This is a genomic window from Bacillus sp. ISL-47 (assembly GCF_018613175.1).
GTDB lineage: Bacteria > Bacillota > Bacilli > Bacillales > Cytobacillaceae > Cytobacillus.
In genome coordinates this window covers 169,594-187,015 of the sequence record NZ_JAGGQS010000045.1, presented here as the reverse complement: position 1 = coordinate 187,015, position 17,422 = coordinate 169,594, and the positions used below count along the sequence as shown (strand labels likewise).

19 protein-coding genes are annotated in these 17,422 nt (G+C 39.8%); 14 read left to right on the top strand and 5 right to left on the bottom strand.

The window, feature by feature from the left end:
- Nucleotides 1-598: 598 nt before the first annotated feature.
- Nucleotides 599-1,834, bottom strand: a complete 1,236-nt coding sequence (gene arcA, locus J7I93_RS15710) for an arginine deiminase (RefSeq protein WP_214726792.1) — start codon at nt 1,832-1,834, stop codon at nt 599-601.
- A 384-nt stretch (nt 1,835-2,218) separates the two neighbouring features.
- Here arcA and J7I93_RS15705 point away from each other — a divergent pair, with 384 nt between their 5' ends.
- Both J7I93_RS15705 and J7I93_RS15700 read left to right on the top strand, forming a co-directional pair.
- Nucleotides 2,219-3,409: a glycine C-acetyltransferase gene (locus J7I93_RS15705; RefSeq protein WP_214726791.1), complete on the top strand. Its 1,191-nt coding sequence runs from the start codon at nt 2,219-2,221 to the stop codon at nt 3,407-3,409.
- Nucleotides 3,410-3,711: 302 nt separating this feature from the next.
- A complete protein-coding gene (locus J7I93_RS15700) occupies nt 3,712-4,656 on the top strand; it encodes an L-threonine 3-dehydrogenase (RefSeq protein WP_214726790.1) in 945 nt (314 codons plus the stop codon).
- Between the two features lie 34 nt (nt 4,657-4,690).
- Here J7I93_RS15700 and J7I93_RS15695 read toward each other — a convergent pair whose 3' ends face one another.
- Complete coding sequence (locus J7I93_RS15695; RefSeq protein ID WP_214726789.1) at nt 4,691-5,434, bottom strand: arylamine N-acetyltransferase family protein; 744 nt, start codon at nt 5,432-5,434, stop codon at nt 4,691-4,693.
- 164 nt (nt 5,435-5,598) lie between these two features.
- On the opposite strand from J7I93_RS15695, the gene J7I93_RS15690 reads away from it, so the two are divergent.
- Nucleotides 5,599-5,832 carry an Rdx family protein gene (locus tag J7I93_RS15690; protein WP_483297140.1) on the top strand — a complete coding sequence of 78 codons (234 nt, stop codon included), beginning with the start codon at nt 5,599-5,601 and terminating at the stop codon, nt 5,830-5,832.
- A gap of 111 nt (nt 5,833-5,943) precedes the next feature.
- Here the strand turns inward: J7I93_RS15690 and J7I93_RS15685 are convergent, their stop codons facing one another.
- The gene (locus tag J7I93_RS15685) at nt 5,944-6,342 is read right to left on the bottom strand and encodes an Hsp20/alpha crystallin family protein (RefSeq protein WP_214726788.1); all 399 of its coding nucleotides are present in this window, start codon (nt 6,340-6,342) and stop codon (nt 5,944-5,946) included.
- Nucleotides 6,343-6,433: 91 nt separating this feature from the next.
- On the opposite strand from J7I93_RS15685, the gene selA reads away from it, so the two are divergent.
- Nucleotides 6,434-7,837 (top strand): L-seryl-tRNA(Sec) selenium transferase, encoded by a 1,404-nt coding sequence (gene selA / locus J7I93_RS15680; protein WP_214726787.1) that lies wholly within the window; start codon nt 6,434-6,436, stop codon nt 7,835-7,837.
- 44 nt (nt 7,838-7,881) lie between these two features.
- Here selA and J7I93_RS15675 read toward each other — a convergent pair whose 3' ends face one another.
- Nucleotides 7,882-8,025 carry a small acid-soluble spore protein P gene (locus J7I93_RS15675; protein ID WP_214726786.1) on the bottom strand — a complete coding sequence of 48 codons (144 nt, stop codon included), beginning with the start codon at nt 8,023-8,025 and terminating at the stop codon, nt 7,882-7,884.
- Between the two features lie 198 nt (nt 8,026-8,223).
- On the opposite strand from J7I93_RS15675, the gene J7I93_RS15670 reads away from it, so the two are divergent.
- Complete coding sequence (locus J7I93_RS15670) at nt 8,224-8,481, top strand: hypothetical protein (RefSeq protein WP_214726785.1); 258 nt, start codon at nt 8,224-8,226, stop codon at nt 8,479-8,481.
- A gap of 71 nt (nt 8,482-8,552) precedes the next feature.
- Here the strand turns inward: J7I93_RS15670 and sspO are convergent, their stop codons facing one another.
- The gene (gene sspO, locus J7I93_RS15665) at nt 8,553-8,702 is read right to left on the bottom strand and encodes a small acid-soluble spore protein O (RefSeq protein ID WP_110066474.1); all 150 of its coding nucleotides are present in this window, start codon (nt 8,700-8,702) and stop codon (nt 8,553-8,555) included.
- Nucleotides 8,703-9,057: 355 nt separating this feature from the next.
- Here sspO and acnA point away from each other — a divergent pair, with 355 nt between their 5' ends.
- The 9 genes from acnA to J7I93_RS15620 all read left to right on the top strand — a co-directional run bounded on the left by acnA (nt 9,058) and on the right by J7I93_RS15620 (nt 17,206).
- Entirely contained in the window at nt 9,058-11,766 is a 2,709-nt protein-coding gene (gene acnA, locus J7I93_RS15660; RefSeq protein WP_214726784.1) for an aconitate hydratase AcnA, read from the top strand.
- Nucleotides 11,767-11,871: 105 nt separating this feature from the next.
- Nucleotides 11,872-12,288: a hypothetical protein gene (locus J7I93_RS15655; protein WP_214726783.1), complete on the top strand. Its 417-nt coding sequence runs from the start codon at nt 11,872-11,874 to the stop codon at nt 12,286-12,288.
- Nucleotides 12,289-12,349: 61 nt separating this feature from the next.
- The gene (locus tag J7I93_RS15650) at nt 12,350-12,868 is read left to right on the top strand and encodes a peroxiredoxin family protein (protein WP_214726782.1); all 519 of its coding nucleotides are present in this window, start codon (nt 12,350-12,352) and stop codon (nt 12,866-12,868) included.
- A gap of 346 nt (nt 12,869-13,214) precedes the next feature.
- Nucleotides 13,215-13,346: an FbpB family small basic protein gene (locus J7I93_RS15645; protein ID WP_110066477.1), complete on the top strand. Its 132-nt coding sequence runs from the start codon at nt 13,215-13,217 to the stop codon at nt 13,344-13,346.
- Between the two features lie 62 nt (nt 13,347-13,408).
- Nucleotides 13,409-13,552: an acid-soluble spore protein N gene (locus J7I93_RS15640; protein ID WP_110066478.1), complete on the top strand. Its 144-nt coding sequence runs from the start codon at nt 13,409-13,411 to the stop codon at nt 13,550-13,552.
- A 162-nt stretch (nt 13,553-13,714) separates the two neighbouring features.
- Nucleotides 13,715-13,966, top strand: a complete 252-nt coding sequence (gene tlp, locus J7I93_RS15635; protein WP_214726781.1) for a small acid-soluble spore protein Tlp — start codon at nt 13,715-13,717, stop codon at nt 13,964-13,966.
- 133 nt (nt 13,967-14,099) lie between these two features.
- A complete protein-coding gene (locus J7I93_RS15630; protein WP_214726780.1) occupies nt 14,100-16,418 on the top strand; it encodes an AAA family ATPase in 2,319 nt (772 codons plus the stop codon).
- 2 nt (nt 16,419-16,420) lie between these two features.
- Complete coding sequence (locus J7I93_RS15625; RefSeq protein WP_214726779.1) at nt 16,421-16,858, top strand: acyl-CoA thioesterase; 438 nt, start codon at nt 16,421-16,423, stop codon at nt 16,856-16,858.
- A gap of 39 nt (nt 16,859-16,897) precedes the next feature.
- The gene (locus tag J7I93_RS15620; RefSeq protein ID WP_214726808.1) at nt 16,898-17,206 is read left to right on the top strand and encodes a hypothetical protein; all 309 of its coding nucleotides are present in this window, start codon (nt 16,898-16,900) and stop codon (nt 17,204-17,206) included.
- Nucleotides 17,207-17,422 lie beyond the last annotated feature (216 nt).

Genomic DNA, 17,422 nt, shown 5'->3' with positions numbered 1-17,422 from the left:
ATTTATAATAATTATAAATAAAAATAAATTATTAATAAGTAGTTTTTTATAAATACTTCACGAATGTTAAAATAGATGCTTGTTTTAAGGGCATTAGTATATTTATATTAAGGTTGTTCTTTAAAAGAACAGCTTTTGAAAATTTAGTTCACTTATTTAATTTTTGAGGTGGAAAAGTGTGAACGGCCCATAAAAGCAGGGTTAAAGAGATTGGGGAAGGCTGTCTGCCGGTCCAATAAAGTTCCATATCTACACACAGGTCATTGAATTAATAGGAACAGAGGAATTTTCTGAAAAAGGACTGGGGTTTGATCTTGTAAAGAGGTATGGAAGGAGGTTATATTGCTTCAGCGGTGGCTAAGCTTTGGCAACTACCTTGATAAAATGGCAAGGCACCAGGGGAAAGGAAACAAAGAAAACAGCCAAGCCTAAACTATTTTACCGTGTACTTCAATATAAGCTAAAGAGAAGGGTATATCTTATAGAAGAAACAAGTGAATAGATATTTAGCAATGATCATCAGGCAATAGAATAAACTTGCAATTGCTTAATGTTCATTCGACAAAATTCGGGTGGTACCTGGTACCACCCGAATTTATTAGCTGATATTTTCCCGCAATATTGGCATGCTCATGCATCTTGGGCCGCCGCGGCCTCTTGATAGCTCTGAGCTTAGGATTTCGATGACTTCTACGCCGTTTTGGCGGAGGATGTCGTTGGAGACGTAGTTGCGATCATAGGTGACGACAATGCCGGGAGCGATGGCGAGAGTGTTGGAGCCGTCATTCCACTGTTCCCGTGCAGAGGCGATTGGGCAGCCCCCTCCGCAAGGGATTAGTATTAGCTCATCGAGATTTAATACTTCTTTTAGCGTTTCTGTAAAAGAGTTTTTCTCTGTGATTTTTAATTGATCTGAATCTTTTTCCTGTTCCAGTATGTAGATCTTCATACTGCCGTTACTGTCTTCTATTGCAGGATGGTAGGTGAATTTATCGTGATCAATCATCGTAAACACAGTATCAAGGTGCATAAACGCCCTTATTTTCGGTATTTCAACGGCAACCACTTTTTTTATGGCTGCCTGGCGGCTGAATAATTCCCGCGCAAGCTTTTCAATACCCTGTGCGGATGTTCTCGCACTTACTCCGATTGCAACGACCTCATCACTAAGAACAAGTTCATCCCCGCCTTCAAGCGAATAAATATCATCCCGCTTAAAATATGTTGGTATTTCATGCTTTTTAAAACGGGGATGGTGATTCAAGATGTAGTCCATAAAGATGGATTCTCTTCTCCTTGCCGGTTCATGCATGCGGTTAATGGTAATCCCCTCGCCAATAACTGCTGCCGGGTCTCTGGTAAAATAAAGATTTGGCATCGGGTCCAAATAAAATGGATAATGGTCAGGCATAAGCTCATGAAGATGGACTTTTTTCTCCTGATCAATATCTGATTTCACGACACCAGCCATTACCTTGCTGACTAATTCATCTGCAGGAAGGGATAACAAATACTCCTTCACCGTTTTATAGGATCCGTTTATATTAGATTGGCTTTCACATAAAACCTTTTCAATAAAAGAAAGGCGTACTTCTTCATGTTGTATTGCTTCTGTCATAAGCTTATCCAGGTATAAGACCTCAATCCCCCGATTGCTTAAAATGTTTGCAAAATAATCATGTTCTTTTTGAATTGCAGGCAAAAAGGGAATATCATCAAATAAAAGCCTTTTTAAATATTGGGGAGTTAAGTTTTCAATTTCTTTCCCCGGCCTATGCAAAAGAACCGTTTTTAGCTCTCCAATTTCCGATGTAACATTTAAAGGGTGTTTCATTCTTTAACCTCCATAGGCTTTAAGCCTGACCAATTTACTATGTAGAATTCGTTCCCTTGGATTAGATAGAGTAAACAGCTCAATTTTACGTATATTTATTCAACATAGTGAACGTAGGTTGGCGTTCTTAAAATTGTATATATATAAAAGCAACAATTTTAATTAATAATGAAACTCTTTGGGTTAAAGGGACAAACTAATAAAACAGGAACTTTTATAAAACTGTGTCCTCCATAAGTGTACAAAATAAAAAAATGTGATAAAGTAATGATTGTGAAACCTTTACATAGCCTTATCTGATCAGTAAATTCAATGTCCGCTCTAGAAAAACAATTGTTTATGAGTTGGCGACATCTAATAAAAAATGTATAGGAGGATTTTTAAATGACAAGCAAAACTTTAGATTCTTTTTTAAAAGATAACCTGGAGGATTTGAAAGGCAGAGGGCTTTACAATGTGATTGACCCCCTTGAAAGTCCAAATGGTCCGATTATTAAAATCAACGGCAGAGAGTTAATCAATCTTTCCTCCAATAACTATTTAGGTTTGGCAACAGACGAAAGACTTAAGAAGACTGCAATTGAAGCAGTTGAAAAATATGGAGTTGGGGCAGGTGCGGTCCGCACAATCAATGGAACACTTGAGCTGCACACAAGGCTTGAAAAAAAGCTTGCCGAATTCAAACATACAGAGGCAGCAATCGCATATCAGTCAGGATTCAATTGCAACATGGCTGCGATTTCCGCAGTTATGGACAAAAATGATGCCATTCTTTCTGACGAATTAAACCATGCTTCCATTATTGATGGCTGCCGTCTTTCCAAAGCAAAAATTATTCGGGTCAACCATTCAGATATGGACGACCTAAGAGCAAAAGCGAAAGAAGCAAAGGAGTCCGGCCAATACAACAAAATCATGGTGATCACTGATGGCGTTTTCTCAATGGATGGAGATATTGCAAAGCTGCCAGAGATTGTCGAAATTGCTGAAGAATTTGATCTTATCACTTATGTAGACGATGCCCATGGTTCTGGTGTTTTAGGAAAAGGTGCGGGAACGGTTAAGCATTTTGGACTTTCCGATAAAATTGATTTTCAAATTGGGACACTTTCAAAGGCAATCGGTGTTGTCGGCGGATATGTGGCCGGCAAGAAGGATTTAATTGATTGGCTGAAAGTAAGCAGCAGACCATTCTTATTCTCAACATCACTTACACCTGCGGATGTAGCTGCCAGCATAAAAACCATTGAGCTATTAATGGAAAGTACGGAGCTGAATGAAAAGCTATGGGAAAACGCCAACTATTTAAAAGATGGCCTTAAGAAATTAGGGTTTGATATTGGTGACAGCGAAACACCTATTACTCCTTGCATTATTGGAGATGAAGTTAAAACCCAGGAATTCAGCAAAAAGCTTAATGAAGAAGGCGTATATGCAAAGTCAATCGTATTCCCTACAGTTCCTAGAGGAACAGGGCGTGTCAGAAACATGCCGTCTGCAGCTCATACGAAAGAGATGCTGGATAACGCCATTGCTATTTACGAAAAAGTCGGCAAAAATATGGGCATTATTTAATAAAACAAAGGCAGTTTGTAAAAGGGAATGGAGAATCTGGTACTTGGTTAATTGGAGCGGAAGGCGCAAGTGCTTCGAAAATGCATTCATTCCTTCGTAGGGTGTTTATTTGAGGATGCGGATTCAATTTCCTGCGGGAGATCGATTCAAAGAAGACCCCTAAGGCGCAAAGCGCCGAAGAGCGTCGGACATCCGCGGTTGGCTGAGCTTCTTAAGCGGTAATGAGCAAGTTTACAGTGCTAAAACAAAAAGTAATTAGATACAGCTTTTTAAGGCAAAGAGGATAAGGTTGGAGGAAAACAATGAAACGTATTATGATTACTGGTGCATTAGGGCAAATTGGCTCTGAACTCACCTTGAAATTAAGAGACATATATGGAACAGATCATGTTATTGCCACAGATATCAGAAAAAATGAGTCAGAAGCTGCCCAGTCAGGACCATTTGAAATGGTCGACGTGACAGATGCCAAAACCATGCTGGAAACAGCTAAAAAATATGATATTGACACAGTTATTCATATGGCCGCGCTTCTATCTGCTACAGCTGAAGCCAATCCAGTATTCGCATGGAATTTGAATATGGGTGGGCTGATGAATGCCCTGGAAACAGCGAGAGAGTGCAAGGCACAGTTCTTTACTCCGAGCTCTATTGGCGCTTTTGGACCTTCCACGCCGAAAGACAGCACACCGCAGGATACCATCCACAGGCCGACTACCATGTACGGCGTAAACAAAGTGGCGGGGGAGTTATTATCCGATTATTACTATCACAAGTTTGGTGTCGATACGCGAGGGCTGCGCTTCCCAGGCTTAATCTCTTATGTTACTCCTCCAGGTGGAGGAACCACGGATTACGCTGTTGAAATCTATTATGAAGCCATTAAAAATGGCCGTTATACTTCCTATATCGATAAAGGCACATATATGGATATGATGTATATGCCAGATGCATTAAACGCGATCGTAGACTTAATGGAAGCTGACGCCGATAAATTGATTCACCGTAATTCCTTTAATGTAACAGCGATGAGCTTTGAACCGGAACAGATTGCTGCTGAGATTCGCAAGCACGTCCCTGGATTTGAAATTTCGTATGATGTCGATCCGGTTCGTCAGGCAATAGCTGACAGCTGGCCTAATTCGATTGATGCATCAGCAGCGAAAGAAGAGTGGGGCTTCAAAGCTGATTATGATCTGGCAAAAATGACTGCAGATATGCTGGATAAGCTGAAGACAAAGTTATAAATAGCACAAGAGGACAGCTAATGAAGCTGTCCTCTTATATTTTGATTTGAAATTGTTCAAGGAGGAAATCGCTTTTTTCTTTCTCATTTAGCTCCATTTTCTCTTTCGATCCATTTTCAGATTTTGTGACAGTTAGCCCTGAAAGCGTGACACGTCCATTTTTTGTAGCGATTGTAGCAAGATCGTCATGTGTAAAATGTGATTCAGGAGATGTTTGGTTGAACAAACATGCATCAGTAAAGTGATGGAGCTGTTTAGGCTTTTCGGAAAATCGGTAAAGGATTTTCCATTGTCCGTACTCCAGTTTTTCAAGGTCATAAGTCTCGTTGCCGATTTCTTTTACCCTGTAAGTTCCGCTTACATCTGTCTTTTCTATTCCCGTTAAAGGCATCGGCTGGCGGACAGAATCTCCAAAACCAACATCCACCAAATAAGGAAAATGATCTACCGAAACAAGAATAGCCGCATGGGAATCTTCTCGAACCCAGCCATCCGGCTTTTTTACGGTGCAGGATATTAAATGGGCCTGAAAGCCGAGCTCTGACAGCAGCAGCTGAAAGAGACCGTTTAATTCATAACAAAAACCGCCGCGGTTCCGGATCAGAATTTTTTCATAAAAAGAATTATGGTCAAGCTTAATAGGAACATTTCTAGTAACATCCAGGTTTTCAAAAGGGATTTTCTCCATATGACTTTGCTGTAGTTTAGTCAGATACCTAAGATCAAGCTTTTTTTCTTCTGGTACAGATAAACGCTTTAAGTATTCCTGTATTTTCAATTAAATCACCTCATCACTACGTCCTACATTTGTATCTTGCTTTATTTTCGAAGGAAAGGCAAGCTGTTCACCATATAACAATTATCGTTTGCACTGAGTTGCTGTTTGTACTAAAATGTCAGTATATTTACAGATAAAGCAACTATACATACGGAGGAATTAACATGAAATTTGAAGTAACAGTTGAATTTTGCATGATGTGAAACTACGCGCCAAAAGCCGCGAGTTTCGCGGAAGAACTTTTTAGTCATTTTCGTTCTGAAATTGTGAAAATGGAGCTGATTCCTAGCTCAGGCGGTGCCTTTGAAGTGACAGTCAATGGAGAAAAGCTTTATTCCAAACTGGATACAGGCGTATTTCCAAAGGCAAAGAATATTATAGAAAAAATGCAGGGGTAATCCAAAAACCTTCTCCAATAATAGTGAGAAGGTTTTTTTAGGGAGCAAGAAGATCATAATAATATTATGTAAACAGATTTATAAAAATAGGCATACTCAATCTCAGCATTATCATGGAATCATTATATTTCTATCACAGCCAGATCCAGGTTCATTTTTCGCAATGAAAATCTCAAGGATTCCATTTGAAAAGGCAGCCCTTACTCTCTTATTAATCACCTTAAAAGGCAATTCTACTTTCCGCATACAGGGTTGGCCATTTTTTCCCAGGGGAAGTTCCTTTTTAACAGCTTTAATGATGACCTTATTTTCTTTTAAGGAAACGGTTACATCTTTTGGAACACAGCCGGTTAATAGTGCTTCAACGATGATTTCGTTCTCTGTATCATATAAATCAATGCGAAAAGTAAGCTGGTCCATATAGGATGTGAGAGGATCAAGGAAGAAATTCTCCATCCATTTTTCCATTTCACTTAAATTGAACCTGTGCAGATCATCCTTTTTATTCATTCCATTACCTCCTTGCTTCTTCTATAGTATTCATTCCATGCTAATAAGTGAAAAATGGTATAATAATCAGGCGAGTGTTGGAGGGATCATTTTGAAAAATAGACTTAGAAACATACCGCCCGTTCATGAATTGCAAAAAGAAGACCGGTTCAATGAGCTATTGATCCGGCATGGTCTGGATACTATACAAGTAACAAACATCATGAAAGATGTTATTTCGGATATTAGACAGGATATATTGAGTGCCCGGTGGAACAACGATGACCCTGGTACGAAGGGATTTTCAGATATCCTGTTTCAAAGGGTCGAAGAAGCTATCATGGATCGGTATAGCTACACGCTTAAGAGGTTAATTAATGCAACAGGAACAATCCTGCACACCAATCTTGGGCGGGCCCGTCTAAGCAGTAATGCTGCAGCCCATATGCTTGAAACTGCCATGAACTATTCCAATTTGGAATATAAACTTGCAGAAGGTGAGCGCGGTTCGAGGCATATCCATGTTGAAGGTCTTGTAAAAGAGTTAACTGGTGCAGAAGCTGCTATGGTAGTGAATAATAATGCCGCGGCAGTATATTTTATTTTAAAAGCTCTCGCAGCTGACAACGAAGTAATTGTTTCCAGAGGACAGCTCGTTGAAATTGGCGGATCCTTTCGGATATCAAGCATTATGGAAGAAAGCGGAGCAAAGCTTGCCGAGGTTGGAACCACAAACAAGACTCATTTGTCAGATTATGAGAAAGCAATTAATGAAGAAACAGCTATGATTCTTAAAGTTCATACGAGCAACTTTAAAATTATCGGATTTACAAAAGAAGTTGGTACTGGAGAGCTTGCTGATTTAGCGAAAGAAAAGAATGTTATTTTTTACGAAGATCTAGGGAGCGGCGCGCTTTTTGATTTTAAAAGCAGGGGAATCGGAGAGGAGCCGATTGTCAGCGAGGTTATCAAATTGGGAGCCGATATAGTATCGTTTAGCGGCGACAAGCTGCTTGGGGGCCCTCAGGCCGGCATTATTGCCGGCAAAGAAGATTTAATCAAAAAATTAAAGAAGCACCAGCTTGCCAGAGTACTCCGTGTAGACAAAATGACGCTAGCAGCTCTGGAAGGGACACTCCTAGATTATATAAAAGGCGAGGCCGAAATGAAAAATATACCTGTTGTCCGGGATGTGCTGACAACCAGGGAAGAACTTCAAAAAAGAACAGAACATTTTCTGCGTAAACTGGAAAAAGCCACGGAAAATTATTATTTTTCAATGAAGGAAAGTATTGGACAAGTAGGCGGGGGGACAATGCCCGACGTTGAGCTGCCTTCCTGGGTTGCCGTCTTAAAGCATAAGCAATATTCAGCTGAGCATGTGGGCAGGCAATTAAGAACGGGATTTTCTCCTTCCATTATTGTCAGGATTCAGAAAGAAGAAATACTTATTGATCTGCGAACGGTTACTGCTGAAGAAGAAGAGATCATTTTAAACGCCTTATCTTCACTATAATGAACAGCTGCCCAAGAAGGGCAGCTGTTTTATATTTAAATCAATTACATATCATGATGTGAGTTATGCTTTTGTCTTGTATGGTTGCGGTTTTTCACTTTTTTGGAGCCGCTTAATGGCTCCGGCTGACCTTCGTTGTGGCCTTTTGGCGCATTCTTTCTCATATCTTTGCCATTGTTTTTGTTCATTCTAACCCCTCCTCATGATTAAAGAAATAAGGCGATTTTCACCTGTATTTCTTGTGTTAGTTTGGCTTTTTTTTCGATAAAATTGCCTTGCAAAATGTGGCTATAATTGAACATTTGCTCCTAATCCATTTTGCGGAATATTTTTAACTGCTAATGCGCAATTTAATGGTACAAATTTTTATTAGGAGTGAATAAGGTATGCCATACCATAAAGATAAACAGCAAGCATTTCAGGCAGCACAGCAGGGAATGGAAGACGCACAGGAACTATACGCTGAAATTGTAAAAGATTCAGCAAGCTATGGCCACCAGCTTAAGCATCTTAAACAGGAAGTAAATGAAGCATATACGCAAATTGAGAATGCACTGGAAGTTGCCTCAGAACACCAGCGTGCACAGCTGGAAAGATTCCAACAGGACTTGAAGTCCATGGTTGATGATGTAAACCAATATTAAAAGCAGGCTTAAAAGAAATAAATAATAAAACCCAGCTAACTTTTAGCCGGGTTTTATTATTTATTATTAAGTTACTGGTTTTTCTTCCGCTTTTTATTATTTTGTTTTTGCGCTTCTGTTAATGGTTCATTGGAGAATTCTTCATTGTAACCAGTCCCCATGCCTTGCCCCTTTGCTGCATTCATGCCCTCAATAATATGATTTGCTTTTCGTTTAGCCATAGAAAATCACCTCCGTAGAAGGTATTTTTCCTTGGATTATGACAAATTATGATGAAAATCAAAAGTAGAGCTAATGCTTTATTCATTTTTTCAGCATAATAACATAGAAGCGGAGATGTTAGTTGCTAATTGAAAAACGCTTTCATTTATCGCTTTTTTACCGTTAAAATGATTAAAATAAAATTTATTATAAGAAAAACTTATCAGAAACAATAACTTTCTTGTTATTTACTTATATAAAAGGTTGTATTAATATAGAAATTGTGAGAAAAGTGAGGATGGATGAAAATTCAAACTTTTCGACAATTACCTATCACTTGGTATAAGATGTTTAATGAAAGAGGGGGTAATACATATGGCAAAGAATGATGTGTTCAAATCCCGCAAATCCTTTGAACTGGACGGGAAGCGCTATCATTACTATCACTTAGGTGCTCTGGAAGAAGCTGGAGTAGGTAATGTTTCCAAATTGCCTTATTCCATTAAGGTATTATTGGAATCAGTACTTCGTCAATATGACGGCCGTGTAATTACTAAAGAACATGTTGAAAACTTGGCAAAATGGGGAACTTCAGAAGTTAAAGAGGTGGACGTTCCTTTCAAGCCGTCACGCGTTATTCTGCAAGACTTCACTGGAGTTCCTGCAGTAGTTGACTTGGCTTCACTGCGTAAAGCTATGGCTGACATGGGTGGAGACCCTGATAAAATCAATCCTGAGAAGCCGGTTGATCTTGTTATCGACCACTCTGTACAGGTTGACAAATATGGTACTCCTGATTCGCTTGAAGCGAACATGGAACTTGAATTCGAACGTAATGCAGAGCGTTACCAGTTCTTAAGCTGGGCTCAAAAAGCATTTGACAACTACCGTGCGGTTCCGCCGGCAACTGGTATCGTTCACCAGGTTAACCTTGAATTCCTTGCAAATGTTGTTCATGCTCTCGAAACAACTGAAGGCGATTTCGAAACTTTCCCTGATACTCTTGTTGGTACTGACTCACATACAACCATGATCAACGGTATCGGTGTTCTTGGATGGGGTGTAGGAGGTATTGAGGCTGAAGCAGGTATGCTAGGACAGCCATCTTATTTCCCTGTGCCTGAAGTTGTAGGGGTTAAGCTTACTGGCGAGCTTCCTAATGGAACAACTGCTACTGACCTTGCATTAAAGGTAACTCAAGTACTGCGCAGCCAGGGAGTAGTTGGCAAATTCGTAGAATTCTTCGGCCCTGGTGTTACACAGCTTCCATTGGCTGACCGTGCTACAATTGCTAACATGGCTCCTGAATACGGTGCTACTTGTGGATTCTTCCCTGTTGATGCGGAAGCCCTTGATTACATGCGCCTGACTGGACGTCCGGAAGAGCAAATCAAAATTGTTGAAAAATACTGCAAAGAAAATGGAATGTTCTTTGATCCATCTCTAGAGCCAGTATATACAAATGTAGTTGAAATCAATCTTTCCGAAATCGAAGCGAACCTTTCAGGTCCTAAGCGCCCGCAGGATCTAATTCCGCTTTCTGCTATGAAAAAGGAATTCAATGATGCGATCACTGCTCCTCAAGGCAACCAGGGCTTCGGCTTGGATAAGAAAGAAATCGATAAAGAAGTCACTGTTGAATTTGCAAATGGCGATTCAACTAAGATGAAAACGGGTGCCGTTGCAATTGCGGCAATCACTAGCTGTACAAATACTTCAAACCCTTACGTTTTAGTTGGGGCAGGTTTAGTGGCGAAAAAGGCAGTTGAACTTGGAATGGAAGTTCCTAAGTTCGTTAAAACTTCTTTGGCTCCAGGGTCAAAAGTTGTAACTGGATACCTGCGTGATTCAGGCCTTCTTCCTTACATGGAGCAGCTTGGCTTCAACCTTGTAGGCTATGGATGTACAACATGTATCGGTAACTCTGGTCCATTAAGAGAAGAAATCGAAAAGGCTGTAGCTGAAAGCGATCTTCTTGTAACTTCAGTTCTATCCGGCAACCGTAACTTTGAAGGCCGTATTCACCCGCTTGTAAAAGCAAACTATCTGGCTTCTCCGCCATTAGTTGTTGCTTACGCATTGGCTGGAACAGTCGATATTGACCTTCAAAAAGAACCAATCGGCAAGGATAAGAATGGCAATGATGTCTTCTTTACCGATATCTGGCCTTCAACTGCTGAGGTTAATGAAGTTGTTAAACAAACTGTTACACCTGAATTGTTCCGTAAAGAATATGAGCATGTGTTTGATGACAATGCTCGCTGGAATCAAATTCAAACAAGCAATGAACCATTATATTCATTTGATGACCAATCAACATATATCCAGAATCCTCCGTTCTTTGAAGGCTTAACTCCTAATGCTGATGAAGTTAAACCTTTATCAGGATTGCGTGTTGTCGGCAAGTTCGGTGATTCTGTAACAACTGATCATATTTCTCCGGCAGGTGCGATCGGCAAAGATACACCAGCAGGAAAATATCTTCGCGAGAACGGTGTTGAACCACGCGACTTCAACTCTTATGGATCCCGCCGCGGAAACCATGAAGTTATGATGCGCGGTACATTTGCAAACATTCGTATCCGTAACCAAATCGCTCCAGGTACAGAAGGCGGATTTACTACTTACTGGCCTACCGGCGAAGTAACTTCTATCTATGATGCTTGCATGAAGTACAAAGAAGATGGAACAGGTCTTGTAGTTCTTGCCGGAAAAGACTATGGAATGGGATCTTCCCGTGACTGGGCTGCAAAAGGTACAAACTTATTAGGAATTAAAACAGTTATTGCAGAAAGCTATGAGCGTATACACCGTTCAAACCTTGTATTGATGGGCGTACTACCACTTCAGTTCAAGGAAGGCGAAAGCGCTGAAGTTCTTGGCTTAACTGGCAAAGAAACAATCGATGTTCAAATCGATGAAAATGTAAGACCACGTGACTTTGTAAAAGTTACAGCTACAGATGAAGATGGCAACAAGACGACCTTTGAAGCTCTTGTGCGTTTCGACTCTGAAGTTGAAATTGATTATTACCGTCACGGAGGAATCCTGCAAATGGTTCTTCGTGATAAATTAGCAAACTAATTGCTTCAAACCGCTATGTGAATCGTCACATAGCGGTTTTTTATTTTACAAAACATACGGGATTAGGTATCTTAGCTATATAGATGAGTTTATTGGAGGGGTACCATGGGTGCTTTTTTGCTTGGACCATTATTAATTAAGTATGAATGGATACTTATTTTTCTGGCAGGTATTTTAACTTATTTTGTAGTTGGGCAGGCTTTGAAAAAAGACGCGGAATTTAAAAAGGACGCCTTAAATGACATGGTCAATGCCATCTTCATCGGTTTTTTTACATACAAATTCAGTTCAGTTCTCTTCCAGACAGAAAATATAATTAATAATCCTATCGGACTTTTATATTTCTCCGGGGGATCGAAAGGAATGACTTTAGGCATTATTCTGGCGCTTATCTATCTTGCATGGAGAATAAAAAAAAGTAATTATGCTGTACAAAGGTGGCTAAGCGGGATTGTTTATGGAACTGTCACATTTCTGTTATCTTTTTGGCTGTTCAGAACCTTATTTATTTTACTTTTCTAGGTTACAATACAAACAAGAAACCAAAAGGCTGTTTAGCTTGTAGGCTGGAGGGAATGTGAGCATGTTCAAGAAGATGATGGCAGCAGTAGTATTGTTTGTATTGGTTACCACAGTTATTGTTCAGGCAGTTGAGAAAGATGAAGTCAAGACGGAACCAGTGAATCAAACTGGCCTTGGAATAGGTTTAAAGGCTCCTGATTTTGAATTAAAAAATCTTGAGGGTGAAACGGTTAAGCTTTCGGATTATGTTGGAAAGAAGGTCATGCTAAATTTTTGGGCAACCTGGTGCCCGCCCTGCAAAGCTGAAATGCCGGACATCCAAAAGTTCTATACTGAAAAAGGGGATGAAGTAGCAATATTGGCTGTTAATATTGATCCTCAGTATGATGTTGCGGGTTTTGCCAAAGAAATGCGTGTTAATTTTCCCATTCTGCTTGATGAGAATGAAAAAGCAGCAAATGCTTATCAAATCTTAACGATCCCCACGACTTTTTTTATCGATGAAAAAGGGATCATACGGAATAAATATTTAAGTGCCATGCCAATAGAAATAATGAGGCAGTATACAGAAGAAATGTAACTAGAATGCATCCGCTGAAAAGCAGATGCTTTTTTTGTTGGCTATTTTCTGGACTTTGGAAAATATACAGCGATTCCAAAGCCTTATTTAAAAAAGATGATCAATACAAAGTTAAAGGATGTCTATAAGTTTAAATGACGATTATACGGGGAAAGATTTTTAAAGTCAGGATAAACACTAAATATATTTTTCTGAATCTTTAGTTAATTATCTTCAGATTTTGAAACAAATGAACCTTTTTCACGTATGATGAATTAGCGGATTAAATTTTCAAAAAGTTGTAATAATTTAAACGGTTTCTGGACATAATGACTGTTACAATATTGTTTAAGGAAGGTGAATGTTTATGAGAAAGCCAAGAAAACGCTCCTTTGCTGAATTAGTTTTAGAAAATAAGCGCCAATTACTTAGGGATCAAGACGCAATGGATAAAATTGAAGAACGTCTTGAAAAAAAGCGTCTCGATAAAGCTGAATAGCAGTACTTCCCATTCATGAAACCCTCTTCATCGGACCATACTTTAAATGAGGAGGGATTTCAATGGGTAATCCGAAAAAAAACCGAGAGCATTTTGCTCCAAATCATATTGGTACACAATCCCGTGGATTTGGCGGCAATAAAGGCAAGAAAATGCAGGATAAATCTGGCCAGCATGCACAAGTTATACAAACAAAAGGTGAATAATAAATAGGTTAAATACCTGCCGCTTCCCCCTGCGGCGGGTTTTCTATTTTTTGATAAATTATTTTTACTTCAGGCAAGATACCCACACTTTTCCGCCGATAATTTCTCTGCTCTTTCACAAACTAATTTTGTACCATCACTCATCTAAGGGAGGAACTTACCATGGCACATAACAAACCAAATCCTGATGACCGCAGCGATAATGTAGAAAAGCTTCAATCCATGATTGTCCATACAATCGAAAACATGGACGAAGCGGAGGAGTCAATGAAGTTTGCAAATGCCGAGGATCTTGCCCGAATTGAAGCCAAAAATGAGCGACGACGTGAAAGTCTTGCTTCATTCCGTTCTGAGATAAAAGATGAATACCAGGCGCAGCAAAACGGATACAAAAACAAAGACAGCTATCAATAAAAAACTCTTTTGAAAAGACCTGATCAGCTTTGATTAGGTCTTTTCCTATAGGTTAGTAAGAGCGCATCCTTATTGCTTAAAGAAGAAATATGGTAAGATAAGTTGTGGAAACTAAGAAGAGAAGTGATGAATAGTGGTTCAACAGTATAGGAAGAAAAACACAGCTGATGAGCAGGTTCAGGAATGGAAACATGAGATTAATCATAAGGGATACATACAAAATGAAGCGGATTTGCTTTATTTTATAAAAAATTTAAATGAAGAAAGTGATCGAGAGCTCCTTTCTGAATTATTAACACTGGCAGGTCTTTCTAGATGCCATAAATTCCCTGGCGATAATCTTGGAACTGCGTGGCTTCAAAAGGCGGTCGATTTGAATCCTGAGAATCTCAAGGCAGCTGCCCAGTTGGGGAAATCAGAATGGAAAAGCAAGTCACATGTTCTGGAGGCTTTGACTTTTCCGCCGATTCGGGAAACGGATAACCGGGCCGCAAAAAAGAAAACTGCAGAACAGTTTATAGAAATATGCCGCAGTTTTATAAATAAAGCTGATGATGAGCTGGACGATCTTAATAAGAAAATAAAAGCTTACCAGGGTCCTGAATACCACAAACTTTCTGCAATCCTTGAGAAAGCAATTGAAGAAACAGCTTTGCTCTTAAAGGCTTCAGAGGAATATGAACAGTCCATCTCCGGCGTTTTTCATACTTCTACTTACTACACAGATATGAAAACGCATCTTACTGAAATTAAACAGCTAAAGGAAGAATGGAAAGAAGTTTTTGAAGCTGATGAAGACGAGACAGATACAGAAAAAGATCCGCTGGATGAATTAAATGAAATGGTTGGGTTAAAGACGGTTAAGAGCAGGGTTCATGATTTTTATCGTTTTTTAAAATATCAAAATGAACGTAAATCACTCGGTTTTCAGACGAAAGATGAACTTAGCTTAAATATGATATTGACTGGTAATCCGGGAACAGGAAAAACAACGATTGCCCGATTGTTGGCTAAAATTTACCATAGTCTTGGCGTATTGCCGCGTGAAGAAGTAATTGAGGCTGATCGCTCACAGCTAGTGGGTGGGTTTGTCGGGCAAACAGAAGAGAATGTCAGGTCTGCCGTTGAAAAAGCAATTGGAGGTGTTTTGTTCATAGATGAAGCCTATAGTTTGAAGCGGGAAGGACAGACTGGAAGCGACTATGGACAAACTGCAATCGATACTCTCGTTTCCCTTATGACGGGGACAGAATACGGAGGCAAGTTTGCCGTTATAATGGCCGGCTATCCTGAGGAAATGAGGCAGTTTCTGGACAGCAATCCCGGTCTGCGGAGCCGTTTTCCAGAATCAAACTTTATTGCACTGCCTGATTATTCAAATGAGGAGCTTCTTATGATTGCAGAAAAGCTTGCAGATGATAATGACTATGTCCTAACAGAAGGTGCAAAAATAGAGCTTGGCAAACGGATTGAAAAAGAGCGGGTGGATGACACGTTTGGCAATGCCCGGACAGTCAGAAATATCGTTTTGGATGCCATTTTCAAAAAAGGTTCCCAATCAAAAAATGACCAAAACATCATGGCCTACACACTTCTTGAAAAAGAAGATTTTGAAAGCGAAGAAGAGGAACAACAACGGGATCCTCAGGAGCAGCTTGATCAATTAATTGGCCTAGAAACGGTTAAAGCAGAGGTTAAAAATCTTGTTTCTTTCGTAAAGTTGCAGCAAATACGCCGCGAGAAAGGACTGCCTGTCGTTCCGATTCAACTGCATTCCGTGTTTACAGGTAATCCGGGGACGGGTAAAACTACGGTTGCAAAAATATATGCGGAATTGCTGAAGGATTGCGGGTTTTTAAAAAGAGGGCACCTAATGGTTGCAAGCCGGGCAGATTTTGTGGCTGGCTATGTAGGCCAAACAGCTATAAAAACAAAGAAAAAGATAAGAGAAGCTTTGGGAGGAGTTCTTTTTATAGATGAAGCATACTCTCTGTTATCCCAAACTTCAGGTGATTTTGGAAAAGAAGTTATTGATACATTAGTTGATGAAATGACCAAACATAATGAAAACCTTGTCGTTGTTTTAGCTGGATATCCAAATGAAATGGAAAAGCTGCTGAACAGCAATCCAGGGTTAAAGTCCCGGTTTAAAAAATTCTTTCATTTTAATGATTATTCCACCGATGAGCTTTTGAAAATCATTGTATCGTACGCTGACCAATACGAATACAGACTAACGGAGCATGCACAAGATTATCTGATGACTACCTTATCTGAAATAACTATTAATGGGAACGGTCGTTTTGCTGCAAACCTTGCAGATGAAGCGATCCAGGCGCAGGCGATGAGAATTGTTTCAGACATGAACATTGATCAAGACAATGAGCAGGTTAGCATACTGGAGAGAGAGGATTTCGAGATAGCTTTAAATAAGATGGGAAGAGGGGAATAGCAATGTTAATATCAACTAAAGAAGTGGAAGTCAGATATGCAGAAACGGACCAAATGGGCGTTGTTTACCATGCAAACTACCTGGTTTGGATGGAGCTCGGCAGGACACAAATCATAAAAGACCTGGGATTCAGTTATGCAGAAATGGAACAGGACGGAATCATTTCTCCTGTTCTGGATATTCAGGCTTCCTACAAAAAGCCGCTCCGTTACGGGCAAATAGCTACAATTAAGACATGGATCGAAGAATATGACGGCTTCCGTGTCAGCTATGGCTATGAAATTTTTAATGACGAGGGGGAACTTTCTGTCATAGGCTCTTCGAAGCATGTATGCGTCAAAAAGGATTCCTTCAGGCCGATTTCAATCAAAAAGAAATATCCAGACTGGCACGAAGCATACGAAAAAGCTAAAAAGCAGACAGAAGAAGCTATAAACTAATTATTTGGATTGCTTATAATGAAAAGGATGGAGAATGACATGGCTTTCGGCCTTCGGAAAAAAGACCTTCGTGAATGGAAAATGAAAATAGACAAAGGCGAAATTGCCTTTCTTACCCATTATTGGATTGATGATCGCTTCCCTGGATGTAAAACAGTCACAAAGGTCGGCTGTTCTGATTTGGAGAAGTTAATCGCATGGGGAGAAAGACATGGACTGAAGCAAGAATGGATTGACCTAAGAAAAGATGGCTACTCCCACTTTGATTTAATCGGTGAAAGACAGGCAGAAATTCTGGAGAAGGAACAGCTCTTAGATCAATTAAAAAGATTGGAATTGAATCTCTAACAAATAAAATTGTCCAAAATGGTTGTGAAGACGCGATAACTAATCAAGCGGAGGCAATAACATCCGCACTGACGCAAAAGAAGTCCCAAACGACGGAAATAGTTACGGGCAGTCATTTCCAGCCTACAAAACGGCTACCAATCAAATGGCCTCTATAAGGGCCGGTAATTCGGAACCATCGGAAGCTTACTTGATCTATTACATAAAAATAGAAGC